Raw genomic sequence first — 19074 nt, 5'->3', positions numbered from 1 at the left:
CGCCTGCGGGGGCTTCTGCGGCCCCGTGCTTGGCGTGGCCGCCCCGCACACCGGGTGGTGTGGTCGTAGCCATTGAATTCCTTGTCTTTGCTTCTGTTACACAGGTGTACGGGTGTGCGAATCTTCGGCGTGCCCGGTGCGGCAGTCGCCGCTGTGCCTTCCGGGGGTACACCCTCCGGTGCCGCGGCAGGCGAAGCTGTCGCGCAGCCGGGACAACAACGTGTTGAGCTGGCCGACTTCTTCGTCGGACCAGTCGATGAGGTTGTGGGCGAACATCTCGGTGGTCCGCCGGGTCAGCTCGTCGAGCAGTTCCTCGCCCGCGGGGGTCAGCCGCAGGATGCGGGACCGCTTGTCCGCCGGGTCCGGGAACCGTTCGATCCAGCCGCTCTCGACCGCGTGGGTCACGTGTCGGCTGGTCACCGACATGTCCACGGCCAGGAGATCGGCCAGCCGGGATATCCGCATCTCGCCGTTCCTGGCCAGCAGCGTCAGCACGGCGGCCGAGCCACCGGGACACTCGGCGGGCAGGATGCGGGCGATGCCCCGTTTGACGGCTCCGACGGCGCTGAGCTGCCGGGCCAGTTCTTGGTACTGACTCCGTGCGGCCACTGACCCTCCAGGCATCTCGCGAGGTCATCTTATTGCTTAGGGCAACGATAGAAGCGGTTGGTTGCTGCAGGCAAATGAAATGGACCTTGCAGAAGTAAAGGAACGCAAAAGGCTGCGCAGTGGTCAGGTCAAGCGTGCAGCGCACGCGGGGTGGACCCGTCCGGCTGTGTTCCTCGTCACAGGTCCGGCCGGGGCGGGGGTGCGTGGAGGTGGCGCGGAGCGCTCCGGTGGACGGGTGAAGGGGGCGTGTGCGGGGAGGGAGGGCATCGGCCCCTGTGGACCCGGGGGTTGGGCGGGCGCCCTGCGTTCGCTAGTGTCCTGGGCCATGGCACACAACCCCCATGCCCCTCAGCCGGGCCCCGAGGGCACACCCGACCCGGCGGGCAGCACGCAGATGTTCCGCGCGTTCGTCGACGACGGCGAACCGCAGCGCAGGCAGCAGCCCGCCGCGACCTCCTCCGGCCCGAAGACCGGGGTGATCGTGGCCGTCGTCGCGGTCATCGTCGTCCTGGGCGCGGTCGCCTGGCTCGCGCTCGGCTGACCACCCGTCCCCGTAACGGCAGGCCCGCCGCCCCTTCCAGGGGGTAGCGGGCCTGCGGGCGTTCATCTAAGGGGTCTCACTCCCACGGTGAGGCCGCCGGGGTGGCGCCCCGGCAGTCTGTGAGCCGTGTACGGGCCGGGGTCAGTCCGCGATGAGCCCTTCCCTGAGCTGGGTGAGGGTCCGGGTCAGCAGCCGGGAGACGTGCATCTGGGAGATGCCGACCTCCTCGCCGATCTGCGACTGGGTCATGTTGGCGAAGAAGCGCAGCATGATGATCTGCCGCTCGCGCGGGGCGAGCTTGGCCAGCAGCGGCTTCAGCGACTCGCGGTACTCGACGCCTTCCAGCGCCGCGTCCTCGTAGCCCAGACGGTCCGCCAGCGAGCCCTCGCCGCCGTCGTCCTCGGGGGACGGGGAGTCCAGCGAGGAGGCCGTGTAGGCGTTGCCCACGGCCAGACCGTCGACCACGTCCTCCTCGGAGACCCCGAGCGCCTTGGCCAGCTCCGGCACCGTCGGCGAACGGTCCAGCTTCTGCGCGAGCTCGTCGCTGGTCTTGGTGAGGGCCAGCCGCAGCTCCTGGAGCCGGCGTGGCACCCGCACCGACCAGGAGGTGTCGCGGAAGAAGCGCTTGATCTCCCCCACGACGGTCGGCATCGCGAACGTGGGGAATTCCACGCCCCGTTCGCAGTCGAAGCGGTCGATCGCCTTGATCAGGCCGATCGTCCCGACTTGGACGATGTCCTCCATGGGTTCGTTGCGGCTCCGGAACCGTGCCGCCGCGTACCGCACGAGCGGGAGGTTGAGCTCGATGAGTGTGTCCCGCACATAGGCCCGCTCCGGGCTGTCCGTTCCGTCGGGGCCCGAGGCGGGACCCAGTGCGGCGAGCCGCAGGAACAGGGAGCGGGACAGGGTGCGGGTGTCGATGGCTTCCGGCGAGCTGGTGAGCACGGTAGGCGCGGGCACGCTCTTCGTGAGCGTGAGCACCTTCGAGCTGCCCTGTTCTGCGGACATGCCACCCCCTTGAGGTCGCGGACGGTCGCGGCGGCCACGACCATCGGAGGAACGCAGCCTCCACCTGAATACCGGAGGTGGGGCTGCGGCAAACGCGGTTCCAGCAGAATGTCACATGTCGGCAACACGCTGTAGTGACTTGTCGACAAGTCAGCGCCGAAACTGCGCAGGAAACAGGGGGTGTGAGGCTTTTACGCCCCCCGAACCGGCTCCCTCGGGGTCTACCCGTCCTGACTACGCTTCGATCCTGTTTGCGGATCGCAGTCGGGCAAAACTTCTGGCCAGAAGCCTTGACACATGCATCTGCGACACGCCCAGTTCGGCGCTGATCTGCGACTGGGTCAGGTTGTTGTAGTAGCGCAGCAGAAGGATCCGCTGCTCGCGCTCGGGCAGTTGGACGAGCAGGTGCCGTACGAGGTCGCGGTGTTCGACACCGGCCAGCGCGGGGTCCTCGTAGCCGAGCCGGTCCAGGAGGCCCGGCAGTCCGTCACCTTCCTGGGCCGCCTCCAGCGAGGTCGCGTGGTACGACCGGCCCGCCTCGATGCAGGCCAGGACCTCGTCCTCGGAGATCTTCAGGCGCTCGGCGATCTCGCCGGTGGTGGGTGAGCGTCCGTGAGCGGTCGTCAGGTCCTCCGTGGCGCCGGTGACCTGGACCCAGAGCTCGTGCAGCCGCCGCGGCACGTGCACGGTCCGTACGTTGTCCCGGAAGTAGCGCTTGATCTCACCGACCACGGTGGGCATGGCGAACGTGGGGAACTGGACGCCGCGTTCCGGGTCGAACCGGTCGATGGCGTTGATCAGGCCGATGGTGCCGACCTGGACGACGTCCTCCATCGGCTCGTTGCGGCTGCGGAAGCGGGCCGCCGCGTACCGCACGAGCGGCAGGTTCGCCTCGATCAGCGCGGTGCGCACCCTGTGGTGCTCCGCGGTGCCGGGTTCGAGGCCCTTGAGCCGCCCGAACAGCACCTGGGTCAGCGCCCGGGTGTCCGCGCCCCGGCTCCTGGCGGGTGGTGCGGCGGGGTCCGGGGTCTCGGTCTGGATGTCGTCCGTCTGGACGTTCTGGGGCGGGACTTGAGGCGCTGTACTGGCCGGCACGGTGTCGCCACCCCTTTGCGGTCAACTACGGTCAACTCATCCGTCAAAAGCGGTCATAGCATCACAAGACATGTCCACTGTGTGCAAGCACCGCTTGGAGTCGTGTTGGGGGTGTTTTGGTTTAAACATGCCGAAAAGCCCCTCTCCGGTAAGGGAGGGGCCGGCGGGACCGGTTGGCCGGAAGGGTCAGAAGGGGTAGTCGGCGATCACCCAAGTGGCGAACGCGCGCCACCGGCCGGCGGCGGCCTGGTGCTCGGGGTGCTCGATGTACCGCTTGAGCGCGTCCTCGTCGGCGACGGCCGAATTGATGGCGAAGTCGTACGCGATCGGCCGGTCGGTGATGTTCCAGGCGCACTCCCAGAACTCCAGCTCGGGGATCTTCCCGCCGAGCTCCCGGAAGGCCTCCGCGCCCGCGACGACCCGGGGATCGTCCCGCTCCACGCCGTCGTTCAGCTTGAACAGGACCAGGTGGCGGATCATCGGGGGGTCTCCTACTCCACGAGCTCGGACATGAAGTCTCCTACGCCCTGGGCGGCGCTCGAAACGCCCTCGAACCCTACTTGGACGAGGTCGGCGGCCCGCTCGGGTGAGGTGATGATCGTGTACAGCACGAAGACCACAATTATGTAGAGCGCGATCTTCCTCGCTTGCACCACAGTCCCGCCCCTCCCCTTCGATCATCCGTGCAGTCGCGTGATTCTAGCCGCACGCATGGTCGTATCAGCTGGCCGATTCCGATCACTGACGAGGCTTTTAGGGTCGAAGGACCCGTCGATTCAGGTCCTTTGTCGGACGGTGCGGCTTACGGCAGGGAGCAGACTGGGGAGTGAGCCCGCTGCACCGACAGGAATGCGCGGGCCGAGGAACGGGACCTCCACGAGGTCCCCACCGCGTGACTTCCCCCCCGACCGCGGCGAGGGCCTACGGTCCCCGTTCTCACCGGGGGGAGCGGCTTGTCCCCCCGATGCCGCTCCCCTCGACCTGACGTCCGAAGGGCCCGGCGCGTTCGCGCCGGGCCCTTCGTGTCATGCGTTCGTACGGGGCGGAATCAGTCCTTCTTCAGGCCGACCGTGCCGGAGTCCGCGCCGTCGCGGGGTGCCGGGACGGTGACGGCGTCGGCCGTCGAGTCCTCGGCGGCGAGGCGCTCCATGCCGCTCGTCGTCTTGAGCGGCTTCTCCTTGATGAAGAGCACGGCGAGCAGTGCGAGGAAGGCGAACGGGGTGGCGACGAGGAAGAGGTCACCGGTCGCGACGCCGTAGGCGTGCTCGACGATGTTCTTCATCGGCTCGGGCAGCGTGGTCATGTCGGGCACGGCGCTGCCGTGACCGCCGCCGCCACCGGCCGCCGGGATCCCGCTCTCCGCGAGGCCCTTGCTCATCTCGCTGGCCACCTGGTTGGCGAGGATGGCGCCGAGCACGCTGGTGCCGATGGTGCCACCGAGGCTGCGGAAGAAGGACAGCACGGAGGTCGCGGCGCCCAGTTCGTGCGCGGGCACGTCGTTCTGCGCGGCGAGCACGAGGTTCTGCATCAGCATGCCGACGCCGATGCCCATGAGCGCCATGTAGAGGCTGAGCAGACCGAAGTGCGTGTCGGCGTCGATGGTCGAGAGCATGCCGAGGCCGGCCGTCATGACGACGGAGCCCGCGATGAGGTAGATCTTCCACTTGCCGGTCGCGGAGATGAGCTGCCCGGCGACGGTCGAGGAGACCAGCAGACCACCGATCATCGGAAGGCTCATGAGCCCCGCGACGGTCGGGGACTTGCCCAGCGCGACCTGGAAGTACTGGGACAGGAACACGGTTCCGGCGAACATCGCGATGCCGACGAGGAAGCTCGCCAGGGTGGTGAGCGAGACCGTGCGGTTGCGGAAGATCTCCAGCGGGATGATCGGCTCCGCGACCCTGGACTCGACGAAGACCGCCGCCACCAGGAGCACGACGCCGGTGGCCACCAGCGCGGCCGTCTGCCAGGACGCCCAGTCGAAGCTGTTGCCCGCGAGGGAGGTCCAGATCAGCAGCGCGCAGACGCCGGCGACGATGAGGAAGGCACCCAGCCAGTCGATCTTGACCTGACGGCGCACGGTCGGCAGCTTCAGGGTGCGCTGGAGCAGCACGATCCCGGCCAGTGCGAACGGCACACCGATGAAGAAGCACCAGCGCCAGCCGAGCCACGAGGTGTCCACCAGGACACCGCCGATCAGCGGGCCGGCGACGGTGCCGACGGCGAAGACCGCGCCGAAGATGCCGGCGTACTTGCCGAGGCGGCGCGGCGGGATGATGGCGGCCATCACGATCTGGGCCAGCGCCGTCAGACCACCGGCGCCGATGCCCTGGATGACACGGCTGACGATCAGGGTCACGACGTCCTGGGAGAAGCCGGCCACGAGGGAACCGACGACGAACAGGCCGAGGGAGAGCTGGAGCAGCAGCTTCTGGTTGAACAGGTCGGCGAGCTTGCCCCACAGCGGCACGGTCGCCGTCATGGCGAGCAGCTCGGAGGTCACGACCCAGGTGTACGAGGACTGGCTCGCGCCGAGGTCGGCGATGATCCGCGGCAGGGCGTTGGCGACGACGGTGCCCGCGAGGATGGCGACGAACATGCCGGCCATCAGGCCTGACATCGCCTGGAGTATCTGCTTGTTGGTCATGGAGGTGGGCGCCTGCTCAGGCGCCTCTGTTGCGGTCACGGAGTCCTTCTTAGGTGCTGGAGCAGAACAGGGGTCAGGTGCGGGGAACGGCTGCCGGCGGTGGGCCGGACCGTTCTGTCGGCCGCGGGAGGCCGTGTGCCAGGTGCACGAACGCCTCCTGGAAGACGTCCGTGAGCACGGTTTCCCCGGGGTGGGTGCAGCAGTGCTCGAAAGCGATCCGCAGGGCGGTGTGGCTGACGGCGGCGACGAGTCGGGGGAAGACGCCGTGGTCTCCCGGCCCTTCCTTCCCGGGCCCGGTGGCGTCGAGCCACTCGGTGAGGGCGTCGGACAGGGCCCGCTCGTCCGCGGTATGGGCGTTGAGGCCGCGCTGGATGAGGTGTGGTGACCGCTGGAACACCTTGGACTGCAGGGCCCACAGCTCCTGGCGGTCCTCGAATCCTTCCAGCTCGGCGACGAAGGCGTCGCGGACGGCGTCGAGCGGCGACAGGCCGGCCGGGGCTCCGCGTACGGATTCCCTGATCCGCTCGCCGATCTCGTCGTCGATCAGCACGAACGCGTCGTCGTGACTCGAGAAGTAGTTGAAGAACGTCCTGGGCGAGACACCCGCTGCTTCGCTGATGGCCTCGACCGTGACGTTCTCCACGCCGAGCTCGGCGGCGAGCCGCACGGCCGCCTCCGCGAGGGCGTTGCGGGTCGCCTGCTTCTTGCGCTCCCGCAGCCCGGGTACGGATGTCGTCGTCTTCGGCACATCGTGCATAGTAGGCAAAGATGCACAACGTGCAAAATTATTTCCGAGCGGTTCGAGGTGTCCCGAAGTGGACGTGAAACGCAGAGAAGGGGCAGGCCCTTGCGGGTCTGCCCCTTCATCCATCTGCGGTAGCGGAGGGATTTGAACCCTCGGTGAGTTTCCCCACACTCGCTTTCGAGGCGAGCTCCTTCGGCCGCTCGGACACGCTACCGAGAGAGAGCTTAGACCATCCCCGGCCCTGGTTCGAAATCCGATTCCCGGTGACCGGCCGGAGCACCTGGGAAGCGATCGGGTGTTCTCCTCAGCGTTCCCGGAAGAACGCCGTCAGCAGGTCGGCGCAGGGCCCCTCCAGGACGCCGTGGATCACCTCGGGGCGGTGGTTGAGCCTGCGGTCGCGTACGACGTCCCAGAGCGAACCCGCGGCACCGGCCTTCCGGTCGCGGGCCCCGTAGACCACCCGCCCGATCCGGGACTGGACGAGCGCGCCCGCGCACATCGTGCAGGGCTCCAGGGTGACGACCAGCGTGCAGCCGGTCAGCCGCCAGGAGCCGAGAGCAGTGGCGGCGCGGCGCAGGGCTAGCACCTCGGCGTGCGCCGTCGGGTCGCCGCTCACCTCACGCTCGTTGTGGCCGGTGGCGAGCAGGGCGCCGTCAGGGCCCAGGACGACGGCGCCGACCGGCACATCGCCGGCCGACGCCGCCTGCGCGGCCTCGTCCAGGGCTCGGCGCATGGATGCCTGCCACGGGTCCCGTACGGGATCGGAGGGAGGCGGTGAGGAGGGTGTGGGCGGTGGTGCGTTCACCCGCGGACCCTAACGGACGGCCTCCAGGACCTCGGCCGCTCCCAGCACGTCCGCGATCTCCGCCAGCGCGTCCGTGCGCAGGGTCAGCAGGTCCTTCTCGGACAGGCCGAGGTCGGCGAGGACCCCGAGATCGCCGAGCGGCCCCGCCGGTACGGCGTCGGGGTCGTGATCCAGGTCGGGTTCGGACACGGCGGCGCCGCCGCCGGCTCCGGACCGTGGTTCTTCCGGCTCGCCGTCCTCCGTACCGTCGAGGTCCACGAGCTCCTCGAGTGCGGCGATCTCGTCCTCGGCCCCCGGTTCGCGGCCGAGCAGTTCATCGGTGAGCAGGATCTCCCCGTACGAGGAGCGGGCGGCGGCGGACGCGTCCGAGACGTAGATACGGGGGTCCTCCTCACCGTCCACCCGGAGGACGCCGAACCAGGCGTCCTCCTGCTCGATGTAGACGAGGACGGTGTCCTCGTCCACCGAGGCCTCACGGGCCAGATCCGTCAGATCGGACAGGGTTTCCACATCGTCGAGCTCTGTATCGCTCGCTTCCCACCCGTCTTCGGTGCGCGCGAGCAGTGCGGCGAAGTACACCGTGACTCTCCCACTTGAAATAGGCGAATCGGTCCGACGGGAGGGCAGACGGTGATCCGGCTGCCCTGGGCCCCGCCCAATCGGCATCGTGGCAGAAACGAGCGCGATGCGAGACCTCTTCGGCCGTTGCGTCGGACATCAGTTGTTCCGAGCACGTCTCCGCCGACGGGGTTCCCGCGCCCCCTCCGGGGCGGCCCGGGCGCCCGGAGAACCGTCCTCACCAGCGGAACGTACGCATCCGCATCTGTTGCCGCATACGGGCCGCGCGGGCCCTGCGTGGCTGGACCCGGTCGCGCAACTGCTTCGCCTCGTGGAGCTCACGGAGGAACTGAGCCCTCCGCCTCCGGCGTGCCGCGTCACTCTCCTGCGCGTCCGGCACGTCGTCCTGGGCGTCGGGCAGGTCGCGCGCGTCGCGTCCGGCCTGCCGCTGATTCCACTGCTCCCCGTCGGGCAATCGACACACCACCCCAAGCCTGGGTCCGTATGTCCCCACCTTCCCCCCGAACACGTGCCTGATGCCAGCGCGGACCGGCGGGAAGCCGGTTCGGGGCCCGGCTACTGTTGACGGCATGCGGATCCACGTCGTCGACCACCCGTTGGTGGCGCACAAACTCACCACGCTGCGCGACAAGCGCACCGACTCCCCGACCTTCCGGCGGCTCGCCGACGAGCTGGTCACCCTTCTCGCCTACGAGGCCACCAGGGATGTGCGGACCGAGCAGGTCGACATCGAGACCCCGGTGACGCCCACGACCGGTGTGAAGCTGTCGCATCCGCGCCCTCTGGTCGTCCCGATCCTGCGCGCCGGCCTCGGCATGCTGGACGGCATGGTGCGGCTGCTCCCGACGGCCGAGGTCGGCTTCCTGGGCATGATCCGCAACGAGGAGACGCTCCAGGCCGAGACGTACGCCACGCGGATGCCCGAGGATCTCTCCGGGCGTCAGGTCTACGTCCTGGACCCGATGCTCGCCACGGGCGGCACGCTCGTCGCGGCCATCCGGGAGCTGATCAAGCGCGGCGCGGACGACGTCACCGCGGTCGTGCTGCTCGCGGCGCCCGAGGGCGTCGAGGTGATGGAGCGCGAGCTGGCCGGCACGCCGGTCACGGTGGTCACCGCCTCGGTCGACGAGCGGCTCAACGAGAACGGCTACATCGTGCCGGGGCTCGGCGACGCGGGGGACCGGATGTACGGCACCGCCGGCTGACCCGGCCGCCCACCGGGACCGGGCCGGCCGTGGTGCCTCAGCAGGAGGGCGACGGCGCGGGGGACGGCTTCGTCAGGGCCGTGAGCGCCGATGCCGCCGCGGCGGGGGTGCTGAACGCCCTGAACTTCGTACCGATGATCAGATCGACGTCCGCGGTCCTGCGGGCGTCGGTCTTCTGCGTGGCTCCGGGCAGCTGGGTGGTGAGCACAGGGAAGGAACCGCTCATGGCCGTCGGGCCGCCGAGCAGCAGTCCGGCGCCGGGCACCTTCTTGTCGTACGCCGCCGGGGCGTTGTCCACCTTGCCGATGGCGAAGCCGCGCTTCCTGAGCTCGTCCGCCGCCGCCTTGGCCAGTCCGCTGCGGGGCGTCGCGTTGTAGATGTTGACCTTGATGGTGGCCGGCTTCGGAAGCGCCTTCACGGGCGCCGGAGCGCTCGGGGAGGGGCAGGCCTTCGGGCGGTCGGCCGCGTTGGCCTGTCCGCCGTCGCCCCCGGTGAAGACGTCGACGATCTGGAGCGTGCCCCACCCGGCCAGACCGAGGGCGACCACGGCGGCGGCCACCGAGAGGACCAGCTTGCGGCGATGACGAGGGCGGCGCATGCGCGGGTACGTGTTACCCGTGATGCGGTACTTTCCGCCCATGCCGGGAGGGGTGAGCATGCTCATGGGCGAAGCGTAGTGCGACCCGGTGATGATGCCTACTAAACGATCAGCCTATGGCACCCGTACGAGCGTAAAAGCACCCGAAAGGCCCGAAATGCCCCATGGGTGGGTGTGGTTCGTTCAGCCCAGTTCGAGCACGCGTGCGTGCAGCACCTGGCGCTGCTGCAGAGCGGCGCGCACGGCGCGATGCAGTCCGTCCTCGAGGTAGAGGTCGCCCTGCCACTTCACGACGTGGGCGAACAGGTCGCCGTAGAACGTGGAGTCCTCGGCGAGCAGGGTCTCCAGGTCCAGCTGGCCCTTGGTGGTCACCAGTTGGTCGAGGCGGACCGGGCGCGGCGCGACATCCGCCCACTGGCGGGTGCTTTCCCGGCCGTGGTCGGGATAAGGCCGCCCATTTCCGATGCGCTTGAAGATCACACGGAAAGCCTACCGGGCAAGGGCCTCCCGGCGCAGCCAGGGAGCAGGACCGCAATTCCGGCTGAAGGGTGAGGAAACCGCTCGAAGCATCGCGCGGTCTGTCATGTGTGCGGGGCATGTGTGACGCTATTCGGTGGCGCCCGGCGCGTGCCCCTTGCGCAGACCGCCGCCGCTGCGGGACTCGTCGTCGGCGGACGTGGCAGGTACCGGACGGGTGAGGGAGCTCAGGTCGTGGGCGTAGGTGCCCACCGCGTGGGCGATCACATCGATGTTGGTGTCGAAGTGCCTCATGTCGATGTTGCCCAGGTCGTCGCAGGCCGCGTGGTAGCAGGGGTCGTACGCGATCCCTGCCGTCCCGCCGTACGTCTTCGCCTGGTCGGCCGTCTTGACGCCCTCGGCGCCGGTGTCCGTACCGCCGGACGGGATGCCGACCTCGATGAACGGCCCGTAGTCGGAACGCCCGGAGAAGTCCGTACCGGTGTGCGGCTTGCCCTTGCTGTCCAGGAACGCGTTGATGTCGTGCTCCAGTTGGGCGGACCCTTCGGGGCCAGGACCCGCGCCCGCGCCGTCGGAGTCGTCGCCGTCGAAGACGAACTGCACACCGTTCGGGGAGGCGATCATGTCGAAGTTGAGGTAGAGCGCGATGTCCGCCCGCCGTGCCTCGGGGAGCTTCGCCACATAGGCCTCCGAGCCCAGCAGGCCGTTCTCCTCGGCCGACCACCAGGCGAACCGCACCTTGTTGGCGGGTGTCCTGTGGGACTCGGCGAGCTTCAGGGCGACGTCGAGGAGCCCGGCCGAGCCGGTCGCGTTGTCGTTGATGCCGGGGCCGTCGGTGACCGAGTCGAGGTGTGCGCCGAGCATGACCGTCCTCGCGGGGTTCCCGCCCCGGGTCTCGGCGACGACGTTGCGCGTGGTGCGCTCCTCCCGGGACTCGCGGATCTCCAGGGAGACCCGCACCTCGCCCTTCGACAGGTCCGCCACGAGCTTCTCGCCCTCGGCCCGGGTGAGCCCCCCGGTGGGGATCTTCCCGGCCGCGGCATCGCCCAGGGTGCCGGCGAGGGCCCCTTCGACGTTGTTGTAGATCACCGCGCCGACCGCGCCCGCCGCCGCTGCCGCCGCCTGCTTCTCCGCGAACGAGCAGCCGCCCCGCTCGATCAGGGCGATCGTGCCGGTGAAGCCGGCCGCGTAGTCGGCGGCCTCGCAGCCGGTGGTGCCGTCGGTGGGGACGGCGGCGAGGGCCGCCTCGATACCTCCCTCCTCGGTGGACGCGGTGTACGTCATCGCCCTGATCGAGATCTCGCGGGGCGTGGGGGAGAGGACGGAGAGCTTCTCGGCGAGGGTCTCGGTGTAGGTGAAGTCGAACGCCTGGTACGCCACCCGGTAACCGGCCTTCCGGAGTAGCCGGTGCACATGGGCGGCGGAGGCGTCGTGGCCGGACGTACCGGCGGCGCGGTGGCCGTCGGACGACTCGGCGATGGCCTGGAACCGCTCCAGGTGCCGGTACGCGCCCTCGGCGGACGCGCTGTCGACCAGCTGCCGTGAGAGCTCGGCGGCATCCTCGGCCGGGCCCCGCGACGCGTGTCCGTGGGCCGGGGAAGGGCTGAGGAGGAGGGGTGCGGCCAGAGCGGTGGCGGCGACGACGACCATGGCTCTGTGACGTGTCGGGGGCACAGGAGTCCTTCCGGTGTGAACCTGCGAACGGTCATGGAGGGAGAGAGGCGCCGGTGCGAGGCCCCGGCGCATGGTCACCGGGCCCGGTCGGCGGCCTTGGCCGCCGCCTTCGCCTGCTGTTTGTACGCCCGCACCTCGGTGAGCGAATCGGGTCCGGTGATGTCGGCCACCGAGCGGCGCGAGCCCTCTTCGCCGTAGGCCCCTGCGGCTTCCCGCCAGCCCGTCGGGCGTATGTCGAACTGCTTGCCCAGCAGGGCCAGGAAGATCCGCGCCTTCTGGGTGCCGAATCCGGGCAGGGCGTTGAGCCGTTCCAGCAGCTCGGCCCCGGTGGCGGCGTCGGCCCAGACGGCTTCCGCCCGCCCGTCGTACTCGTTCACCAGGTACTGGCAGAGCTGCTGCACCCTCTTGGCCATGGACCCCGGGTACCGGTGCAGGGCGGGCTTTTCGGTGAACAGCCCGATGAAGGCGTCCGGGTCGTACGCGGCGATCTCCCGGGCGTCCAGGTCGTCCGAGCCCATGCGCCGGGCCAGCGAGAGCGGGCCGCTGAACGCCCATTCCATCGGTACCTGCTGGTCCAGCAGCATGCCGACGAGGGCGGCCAGCGGACTGCGGCCCAGCAACGCGTCCGCGTCGGGTTCCTGGGCGATACGCACGGTGCGGGCCTTGCCGTTGTCGCTCGTGGTCATGTTTCCGATGATCGCGAGAGAGACCGGGATCGGCGACTCGGTGGGCGGCAGTCGGGGTGCCGGGCCGCCGTACCTCCACAGGTCCGGGAGGCCGGGGTCCGAGGACCCGCGGCGTGCGGCCGGTCCTCGACGCGGCCTTCCCGCGGCCTGTGCCTCACCTCTCAGCCGTCGGCCGCCGTGAGCTCGCCGCCGTCGTCCATGATCGGCCGGATGACCACGGGGTAGACCGGCGCGCCCTCGGGCTGCGGACACTCCCCGATGCGTGCCGCGATCTCGGTGACCCGCTCCGGACCCGCGCAGTCGAGCACCCAGTACCCGGCCATCTGCTTCCCGGGGTCTCCGTACGGGCCTTCCGTGACCACCGGCCTGCCGTCCGCGCCCGGCAGCACCGAGAGGGTCAGGGCGGGTGCGGCCAGGCCGTTGCCGTCCACCATCTCGCCGGACTCGACCAGCTCGTTGTTGAGCCGTTCCATGAACGCGAACATCGTCTGCGTGTCCTGCTCGTTCCAGGCCGGGCTCCCGGCCGACGGCTTGCCGGCCATGGCGTCGTAGTCGGCCTGCGAACCCTGAATCATCACGAGGTACTTCATGATGCCGCTCCGCTCCTGTGCTGTCGGTGGCCGCCCCTCGTGGGGCAACGCCTCCCAGGGGACGCCGAAGCCCGTGGCCGGTTCCCGGCACCACGCGGGGAGCCCCGCGAAATCACTCCGCCGCGCAGGCCGGGAAGCAGCCCCCGTAGAGTTCGGCTGCGTCGTTCCCGCCAACACCGAGGTACCGGTTGTGACCCCCGCATCTCCCCCGTCCGCCGTCCCGGCGTCCGCGTCCACCGCGCCTGCCGTGAGCGTCGTGGGGATCGGCGCCGACGGCTGGGCGGGCCTGCCGGAGACCGGGCGCGCGGTACTGCGTGACGCCGAGGTCCTGATCGGTGGTGAGCGCCAGCTGCGGCTGCTCCCGCCGGAGTGCGCGGGCCGTCGCGTGCCCTGGCCGTCGCCCCTGCGGCCCGCCGTGCGCGGGCTGCTCGCGGCTCACGCGGGGAGCAGGACCGCGGTGCTGGCCAGCGGCGACCCCATGTTCTACGGCATCGGCAGGGCCCTCACCGAGGAGCTGGGCGCCGGGGCGCTCCGGGTGCTGCCCCATCCGTCCTCGGTGTCGTACGCCTGTGCGCGGCTCGGCTGGCCGGTGGAGGACACCGAGACCGTCACCCTCGTCGGCCGTCCCACCGCCCGGCTGGCCGGGGCGTTGCACGACGGGCGCCGGCTGCTGGTGCTCTCCGCGGACGCGGCCACGCCCGCCGCCGTGGCCGCCCTGCTGAGGTCCCATGGCTTCGGGCCGAGCCGCATGCGGGTGCTCGAACAGCTCGGGGGCACGTCCGAGGACTGTCTGGACGGCATCGCCGCCACCTGGGAGCACCCACCCGGGGACCCGCTCAACGTCATCGCGGTGGACTGCCGGAGCACCCCGGAGACCCTGCGCCTCGGAGCCGTACCGGGGCTTCCCGACGACGCGTACGAGCACGACGGGCAGCTCACCAAGCGCCATGTCCGGGCGGCCACGCTCGGCGTGCTCGCGCCCGCACCCGGTGAGCTCCTGTGGGACGTCGGCGGCGGATCCGGATCGATCGCGGCCGAGTGGATGCGTACCCACCCGTCCTGCCGCGCCGTGACCGTGGAACGTGACCCGGTACGGGCGGGCCGTATCGCCCGCAACGCCGAGCGGCTCGGCGTCCCGGGGCTGCGCGTGGTCACCGGCCGCGCCCCGGACGCCCTGGCCGGACTGCCGGTACCCGACGCCGTGTTCATCGGCGGTGGGCTGACCGCACCAGGGCTGCTCGACACCTGCTGGGAGGCGCTGCCGCCGGGCGGCCGGCTGGTGGCCAACACGGTCACGCTGGAGTCGGAGGCGCTGCTCGCCGAGTGGTACCGGCGGCTCGGCGGTGACCTGGTGCGCCTCGCGGTGGCCCATGCCGTGCCCGTCGGAGGGTTCACGGGCTGGCGTCAGGCCATGCCCGTCACCCAGTGGTCCGTACAGAAACCCCCGCACGCTCCAGGAGACGACAGATGACCGTGTACTTCATCGGCGCGGGCCCCGGCGCCGCCGACCTGATCACGGTGCGCGGCGCCCGTGTCCTCGCCGCCAGCCCCGTGTGTCTGTACGCGGGGAGCCTGGTGCCGCGCGAACTGCTCGCCGAGTGCCCGCAGGACGCCCGGCTGGTGGACACGGCCCTGCTGGACATCGACCAGATCACCGCCGAGCTGGTCCGTGCCCATGAGGACGGTCACGACGTGGCCCGGCTGCACTCCGGTGACCCGTCGGTCTTCAGCGCCGTGAACGAGCAGATGCGGCGGCTCGACGAGGCGGGTGTGCCCTACGAGGTGGTGCCCGGGGTGCCCGCGTTCGCCGCGGCGGCGGCCGCGCTCAAGCGGGAACTGACGGTGCCGACGGTCGGCCAGACCGTGATCCTCACCCGGATCGCGCAGCGCGCCACGGCGATGCCCGAGGGGGAGGACCTGGCCACGCTGGGCCGCAGCGGCGCCCTGATCGTGCTGCATCTCGCGGCGCGGTACGTGGACCGCGTGGTCGAGGAACTGCTGCCGCACTACGGGGCGGACTGCCCCACCGCCGTGGTCGCCATGGCCTCGCGCCCGGACGAGATCATCCTGCGCGGCACGCTGGACTCCATCGCGGAGCAGGTGAAGACGGCAGGGGTGATCCGGACAGCGGTGATCATGGTCGGCCGGACCCTGGGCGCGGAGCAGTTCCGCGACAGCCACCTGTACTCCCCGGCGCGGGACCGCCACACCTGCTGACGGGCGGACGGGGACGGCGGACGTCCCCGTCCTCCTCCGCTCACCGGGCCTCGCTGCGCCCCACGACGGCCCCCGCCCGGTCGATGCAGATGACATCGACCGCCACCGGCGCCCCCCGCAGCACCGAGAGGGCCTGGTCCCGGGCTGCCACCGCCACCAGGTCGCCCAGGGGAACCCCGGCCGCCGTGCACAGCTGCAGCGCCGCGAGGCCGGTGTTGGCGACCTCGATCTCCGCCGCCAGCGCCTCGCTCGCACCGCCCTGACGGGCCAGCCGGGCCAGAAAGGGCTTGTCGACCTGGGAACGGCCCGAGTGCAGATCCAGGTGCCCGGCGGCCAGCTTGGACAGCTTGGCGAACCCGCCGCAGACGGTCAGCCGTTCCACCGGGTGCCGGCGTACGTACTTCAGCACCGCACCCGCGAAGTCCCCCATGTCCAGCAGGGCGATCTCCGGCAGCCCGTACTCCGCCACCACCGTCTTCTCCGAGGTCGAGCCCGTGCACCCCGCGACGTGCCGGTGCCCGGCGGCGAGGGCCACGTCCACTCCGCGGCGGATCGAGTCGATCCAGGCCGAGCAGGAGTAGGGCACCACGATGCCCGTCGTGCCCAGGATCGAGATGCCGCCCAGGATGCCCAGGCGGATGTTCCACGTGAAACGTGCGATCTCCTCACCGTCGTCCACCGAGACCGTGATCTCGACGTCGCCGGTGCCCCCGTGCTCCGCCGCCACCCGCGCGATGTGGTCCCGCATCATCTGCCGGGGGACGGGGTTGATAGCGGGCTCCCCGACATCGAGCGGCAGCCCGGGAAGGGTCACCGTCCCCACGCCGGGCCCGGCCCGGAACACCACTCCGGAGCCCGACGGCAGCAGCCGCACCGTGGACCGCACCAGTGCGCCGTGGGTGACGTCCGGGTCGTCGCCGGCGTCCTTGACCACGCCCGCCGTCGCCTCTCCGTCGGAGAGCTCCTCCACCGCGAGGGCGAAGGCGGGCGTCTGCCCCCTGGGCAGGGTGATGGTCACCGGATCCGGGAACTCGCCGGTCAGCAGGGCGGTGTACGCGGCTGTGGCCGCCGCCGTCGCACAGGCACCGGTCGTCCATCCCGGCCGCAGACCGGTGTGCTTGAGTTGGGCGGTGCGCCCGCCCTGCGCCTCACTGCTCATGGATGGACCGATCCGATGCCCTTGCACGTACTCGTCCTCGGCGGCACGACGGAGGCCCGCCGGCTCGCGGAGGCCCTGGTGGCCCTCGACGGGGTCCGGGTGACCAGCTCACTCGCGGGGCGCGTCGCCCGGCCGAAGCTGCCGCCCGGAGAGGTGCGCGTCGGCGGCTTCGGGGGCGCCGAGGGCATGGCCGGATGGCTCCGCGCACACCATGTGGATGCGGTCATCGACGCCACCCATCCTTTCGCCGGAACGATCAGTTTCAACGCGGCCTCGGCCGCCGCCACCGTCCATGTTCCCCTGCTGGCCCTCCGGCGGCCCGGCTGGGTGCCCGTCGAGGGCGACCGGTGGCACCTCACCGATTCCCTCGCGGGCGCGGCGGAGCTGCTGCCGGGACTCGGATCGCGTGTCTTCCTCACCACGGGACGCATGGGGCTGGCGGCCTTCGCGCCACTGGACTCCCTGTGGTTCCTGATGCGCTCGGTGGACGCCCCCGACGCCCCGTGTCCGGCGCGGATGGAAGTCCTGCTGGACCGGGGGCCGTTCACCCTGGAGGGCGAGCGCGAGCTGATCCGGAGGCACCGCGTCGACGTGCTCGTCACGAAGGACAGCGGAGGCGACGCGACCGCACCCAAGCTCACCGCGGCCCGGGAGGCCGGGATACCGGTGGTGGTGGTCGGGCGGCCACCGGCGCCGCCGGGTGTGCCGGTGGCGGGGACGCCGGAAGAGGCCCTCTCCCTGCTGCGGTCCCTCCTCCCCTGAACGGGGCAGACCGGGATTGTCAGTGGGCGTCATTAGCGTGGGGACCGACCTACTCACCGGCGCCGCGCGGAGAGCGTGACGCGACCTCAGGAGCCGTGCATGCAACCCACGTTCGCCGATTTCTCCACGACACCGGCCCGCGTGTCCAACTGCGGCACGACGTACGAGGCGTGCCATGCCGCCTCCTCGCACCTGGCGATGAGCGCCGGCGCGAGGGTCGCGCTGGACTTCCAGGTGGACGCCGACGAGGAGATCGGCGAGGCGACGCTCAAGGTGACCGCTCTGGTGTCCAAGCTGGGCCGCTCCCCCGGGTACGCCCCGGTCGACCTGGTGGTCAACCAGCACGTGCTCGTCCGCGGCCTGACCGTGCCAGGCGGCGGTGATCTGCCGCAGGACAACGTGTTCGCCGTGCCGGGGCATCTGCTGCGGCCGGGCACCAACACCCTGGAGATACGCACGGCGGACGACGCGCGCAGCATGCTCTGGCTCTACCGCGTCACGCTCGACTCCGTCTACGAGCGTGGCCGCTCGGAGCGCGCGATGGCGGCGGACGCGGCCCGGCACACGGTCTTCGCCTACACGACCGAGCGCTGCGCGCCGTTCACCTCCTCCTGGGAGCCCGGGCCCCGCCTGCTGTTCCACATCGACCGGGGCGAACAGTCGCTGCCCGCGCAGCTGGGGTGGCGCACGGCGGACGGAGCGGAGTCGGCGATCAGCTTCCAGACCAACATGTCCGACTTCCACGGGCACCACCGCGCCGCCGACGGCACGCTCGCGGAGCTCCGCGGCAGGATCACCGGACGCTGGGCCTTCCCGGAGGGCACCGAGGACGTACACGTCCACCGGTTCGAGACCGAGGAGGGGTGGGGCGGCGGCTGGCACACCTCCGACGAGCTGCGGCTCCTCGTCGACGACGGCTCGGTCCCCGTGGAGCGGGTGACCTGGCGTGACCAGCGGGGCAATTCGGGTGTGGCCGGGCTGCGCATCGGCCCTGACGGTGCGAGTGCGGCGGCGGACGTCACCGCGGACGCGTCGGTGGTCGACGCGAGCGACCAGTACTGGGCCGCCGGGGAGATCGCGGAGCATCTGCTCCACGCCTCGCAGGAGAAGTGGCTGGCGGGCGAGGCCCAGGCCTGGGTGGAGTTCCGGTGGGAGCGTCCCGTCACCCTCACGTCGTACACGCTGACCTCGGCCAACGACTTCCCGCAGCGCGACCCCCGGGACTGGCTGCTCTACGGCTCGACGGACGGCGGCAGTTGGACGGAGCTGGACTCCCGGTCGGGGGAGCGCTTCACCGAGCGCTTCGAGGCCCGGACGTTCCGGATCGGCGGGGCCACGGCCGCTCCGTTCACCCGCTACCGCCTCGACATCACCGGCAACGGGGGCGCCGGTGAGGTACAGCTCTCCGGAGTGCGGTTCGCGGGCACCGGACCGGTCGAATTCAGCGGCTACTACCAGCGGTACAACGAGGGCCCCATCGGCTACCGGGGGACGGCCGTCAACGCGCCGGCGGCCCCCGACGCGGAGACCGTGGGCGCGGAAGGGGCGGACCGGCTCGCGAAGAAGGCCGAGCAGGCGGCGCGGCTCGCGGAGGAGCTCGACCGGGCGGCCCGCAGCCTGGCCGAGGCGGCCCGGTCCATGGACAAGATGGCCGCCTGGGTCCGGGAGGGCTGAGCG

At 70.8% G+C, this 19074-nt stretch carries 21 protein-coding genes and 1 tRNA gene; 6 read left to right on the top strand and 16 right to left on the bottom strand.

Annotated elements, in window-relative coordinates:
* Nucleotides 1–96 precede the first annotated feature (96 nt).
* On the bottom strand, nt 97–609 hold the full coding sequence (locus ABT001_RS06825; RefSeq protein WP_351273356.1) for a MarR family winged helix-turn-helix transcriptional regulator: 513 nt from the start codon (nt 607–609) through the stop codon (nt 97–99).
* Nucleotides 610–934: 325 nt separating this feature from the next.
* Between ABT001_RS06825 and ABT001_RS06820 the strand changes: the two genes are divergently transcribed.
* Nucleotides 935–1150: a hypothetical protein gene (locus ABT001_RS06820; protein WP_351273354.1), complete on the top strand. Its 216-nt coding sequence runs from the start codon at nt 935–937 to the stop codon at nt 1148–1150.
* A 141-nt stretch (nt 1151–1291) separates the two neighbouring features.
* Here ABT001_RS06820 and ABT001_RS06815 read toward each other — a convergent pair whose 3' ends face one another.
* The 9 genes from ABT001_RS06815 to ABT001_RS06775 form a co-directional block, all read right to left on the bottom strand.
* On the bottom strand, nt 1292–2158 hold the full coding sequence (locus tag ABT001_RS06815) for an RNA polymerase sigma factor SigF (protein ID WP_351273351.1): 867 nt from the start codon (nt 2156–2158) through the stop codon (nt 1292–1294).
* Between the two features lie 234 nt (nt 2159–2392).
* Nucleotides 2393–3253 (bottom strand): RNA polymerase sigma factor SigF, encoded by an 861-nt coding sequence (locus tag ABT001_RS06810; protein WP_351273349.1) that lies wholly within the window; start codon nt 3251–3253, stop codon nt 2393–2395.
* A gap of 186 nt (nt 3254–3439) precedes the next feature.
* A complete protein-coding gene (locus ABT001_RS06805) occupies nt 3440–3733 on the bottom strand; it encodes a Dabb family protein (RefSeq protein WP_351273346.1) in 294 nt (97 codons plus the stop codon).
* 568 nt (nt 3734–4301) lie between these two features.
* Nucleotides 4302–5900 (bottom strand): MDR family MFS transporter, encoded by a 1599-nt coding sequence (locus ABT001_RS06800; protein ID WP_351273675.1) that lies wholly within the window; start codon nt 5898–5900, stop codon nt 4302–4304.
* Between the two features lie 73 nt (nt 5901–5973).
* Entirely contained in the window at nt 5974–6657 is a 684-nt protein-coding gene (locus ABT001_RS06795) for a TetR/AcrR family transcriptional regulator (protein ID WP_351273344.1), read from the bottom strand.
* A gap of 117 nt (nt 6658–6774) precedes the next feature.
* Nucleotides 6775–6859 (bottom strand) — tRNA-Ser (locus ABT001_RS06790).
* Between the two features lie 90 nt (nt 6860–6949).
* On the bottom strand, nt 6950–7378 hold the full coding sequence (gene tadA / locus ABT001_RS06785) for a tRNA adenosine(34) deaminase TadA (RefSeq protein ID WP_351273672.1): 429 nt from the start codon (nt 7376–7378) through the stop codon (nt 6950–6952).
* Between the two features lie 81 nt (nt 7379–7459).
* Nucleotides 7460–8029 (bottom strand): tRNA adenosine deaminase-associated protein, encoded by a 570-nt coding sequence (locus tag ABT001_RS06780; RefSeq protein ID WP_351273341.1) that lies wholly within the window; start codon nt 8027–8029, stop codon nt 7460–7462.
* Between the two features lie 217 nt (nt 8030–8246).
* The gene (locus tag ABT001_RS06775; RefSeq protein ID WP_351273339.1) at nt 8247–8483 is read right to left on the bottom strand and encodes a hypothetical protein; all 237 of its coding nucleotides are present in this window, start codon (nt 8481–8483) and stop codon (nt 8247–8249) included.
* Nucleotides 8484–8598: 115 nt separating this feature from the next.
* On the opposite strand from ABT001_RS06775, the gene upp reads away from it, so the two are divergent.
* Nucleotides 8599–9234 carry a uracil phosphoribosyltransferase gene (gene upp / locus ABT001_RS06770; RefSeq protein WP_351273336.1) on the top strand — a complete coding sequence of 212 codons (636 nt, stop codon included), beginning with the start codon at nt 8599–8601 and terminating at the stop codon, nt 9232–9234.
* Nucleotides 9235–9271: 37 nt separating this feature from the next.
* On the opposite strand, the gene ABT001_RS06765 is transcribed toward upp, so the two are convergent.
* The 5 genes from ABT001_RS06765 to ABT001_RS06745 form a co-directional block, all read right to left on the bottom strand.
* Complete coding sequence (locus ABT001_RS06765; protein ID WP_351273670.1) at nt 9272–9874, bottom strand: LytR C-terminal domain-containing protein; 603 nt, start codon at nt 9872–9874, stop codon at nt 9272–9274.
* A gap of 141 nt (nt 9875–10015) precedes the next feature.
* Nucleotides 10016–10312, bottom strand: a complete 297-nt coding sequence (locus ABT001_RS06760; RefSeq protein ID WP_003955420.1) for a type II toxin-antitoxin system VapB family antitoxin — start codon at nt 10310–10312, stop codon at nt 10016–10018.
* A gap of 126 nt (nt 10313–10438) precedes the next feature.
* Nucleotides 10439–11959 carry a M20/M25/M40 family metallo-hydrolase gene (locus tag ABT001_RS06755; RefSeq protein ID WP_351273667.1) on the bottom strand — a complete coding sequence of 507 codons (1521 nt, stop codon included), beginning with the start codon at nt 11957–11959 and terminating at the stop codon, nt 10439–10441.
* 98 nt (nt 11960–12057) lie between these two features.
* Nucleotides 12058–12669 (bottom strand): HhH-GPD-type base excision DNA repair protein, encoded by a 612-nt coding sequence (locus tag ABT001_RS06750; RefSeq protein WP_351273333.1) that lies wholly within the window; start codon nt 12667–12669, stop codon nt 12058–12060.
* Between the two features lie 161 nt (nt 12670–12830).
* On the bottom strand, nt 12831–13259 hold the full coding sequence (locus ABT001_RS06745) for a YciI family protein (protein WP_351273331.1): 429 nt from the start codon (nt 13257–13259) through the stop codon (nt 12831–12833).
* A gap of 190 nt (nt 13260–13449) precedes the next feature.
* Between ABT001_RS06745 and cbiE the strand changes: the two genes are divergently transcribed.
* Together cbiE and cobM are read left to right on the top strand one after the other, a co-directional pair.
* Entirely contained in the window at nt 13450–14730 is a 1281-nt protein-coding gene (cbiE, locus tag ABT001_RS06740; RefSeq protein ID WP_351273329.1) for a precorrin-6y C5,15-methyltransferase (decarboxylating) subunit CbiE, read from the top strand.
* Entirely contained in the window at nt 14727–15476 is a 750-nt protein-coding gene (gene cobM, locus ABT001_RS06735; RefSeq protein WP_351273326.1) for a precorrin-4 C(11)-methyltransferase, read from the top strand. The genes cbiE and cobM overlap by 4 nt, the downstream gene beginning before the upstream one ends.
* 40 nt (nt 15477–15516) lie before the next feature.
* On the opposite strand, the gene ABT001_RS06730 is transcribed toward cobM, so the two are convergent.
* Nucleotides 15517–16635: a cobalt-precorrin-5B (C(1))-methyltransferase gene (locus ABT001_RS06730; RefSeq protein ID WP_351273323.1), complete on the bottom strand. Its 1119-nt coding sequence runs from the start codon at nt 16633–16635 to the stop codon at nt 15517–15519.
* A 15-nt stretch (nt 16636–16650) separates the two neighbouring features.
* Between ABT001_RS06730 and ABT001_RS06725 the strand changes: the two genes are divergently transcribed.
* Together ABT001_RS06725 and ABT001_RS06720 are read left to right on the top strand one after the other, a co-directional pair.
* Entirely contained in the window at nt 16651–17397 is a 747-nt protein-coding gene (locus ABT001_RS06725) for a cobalt-precorrin-6A reductase (protein ID WP_351273320.1), read from the top strand.
* 99 nt (nt 17398–17496) lie between these two features.
* Nucleotides 17497–19071, top strand: coding sequence for an alpha-1,2-mannosidase (locus ABT001_RS06720; RefSeq protein ID WP_351273317.1), 1575 nt, complete (start codon nt 17497–17499; stop codon nt 19069–19071).
* The last annotated feature ends 3 nt before the right edge of the window (nt 19072–19074 follow it).

It is taken from the genome of Streptomyces sp. NPDC002793, assembly GCF_040295485.1.
Lineage (GTDB): Bacteria > Actinomycetota > Actinomycetes > Streptomycetales > Streptomycetaceae > Streptomyces.
Note: the sequence above shows the minus strand (reverse complement) of the source record. Positions and strands in the feature narration are given on the sequence as shown.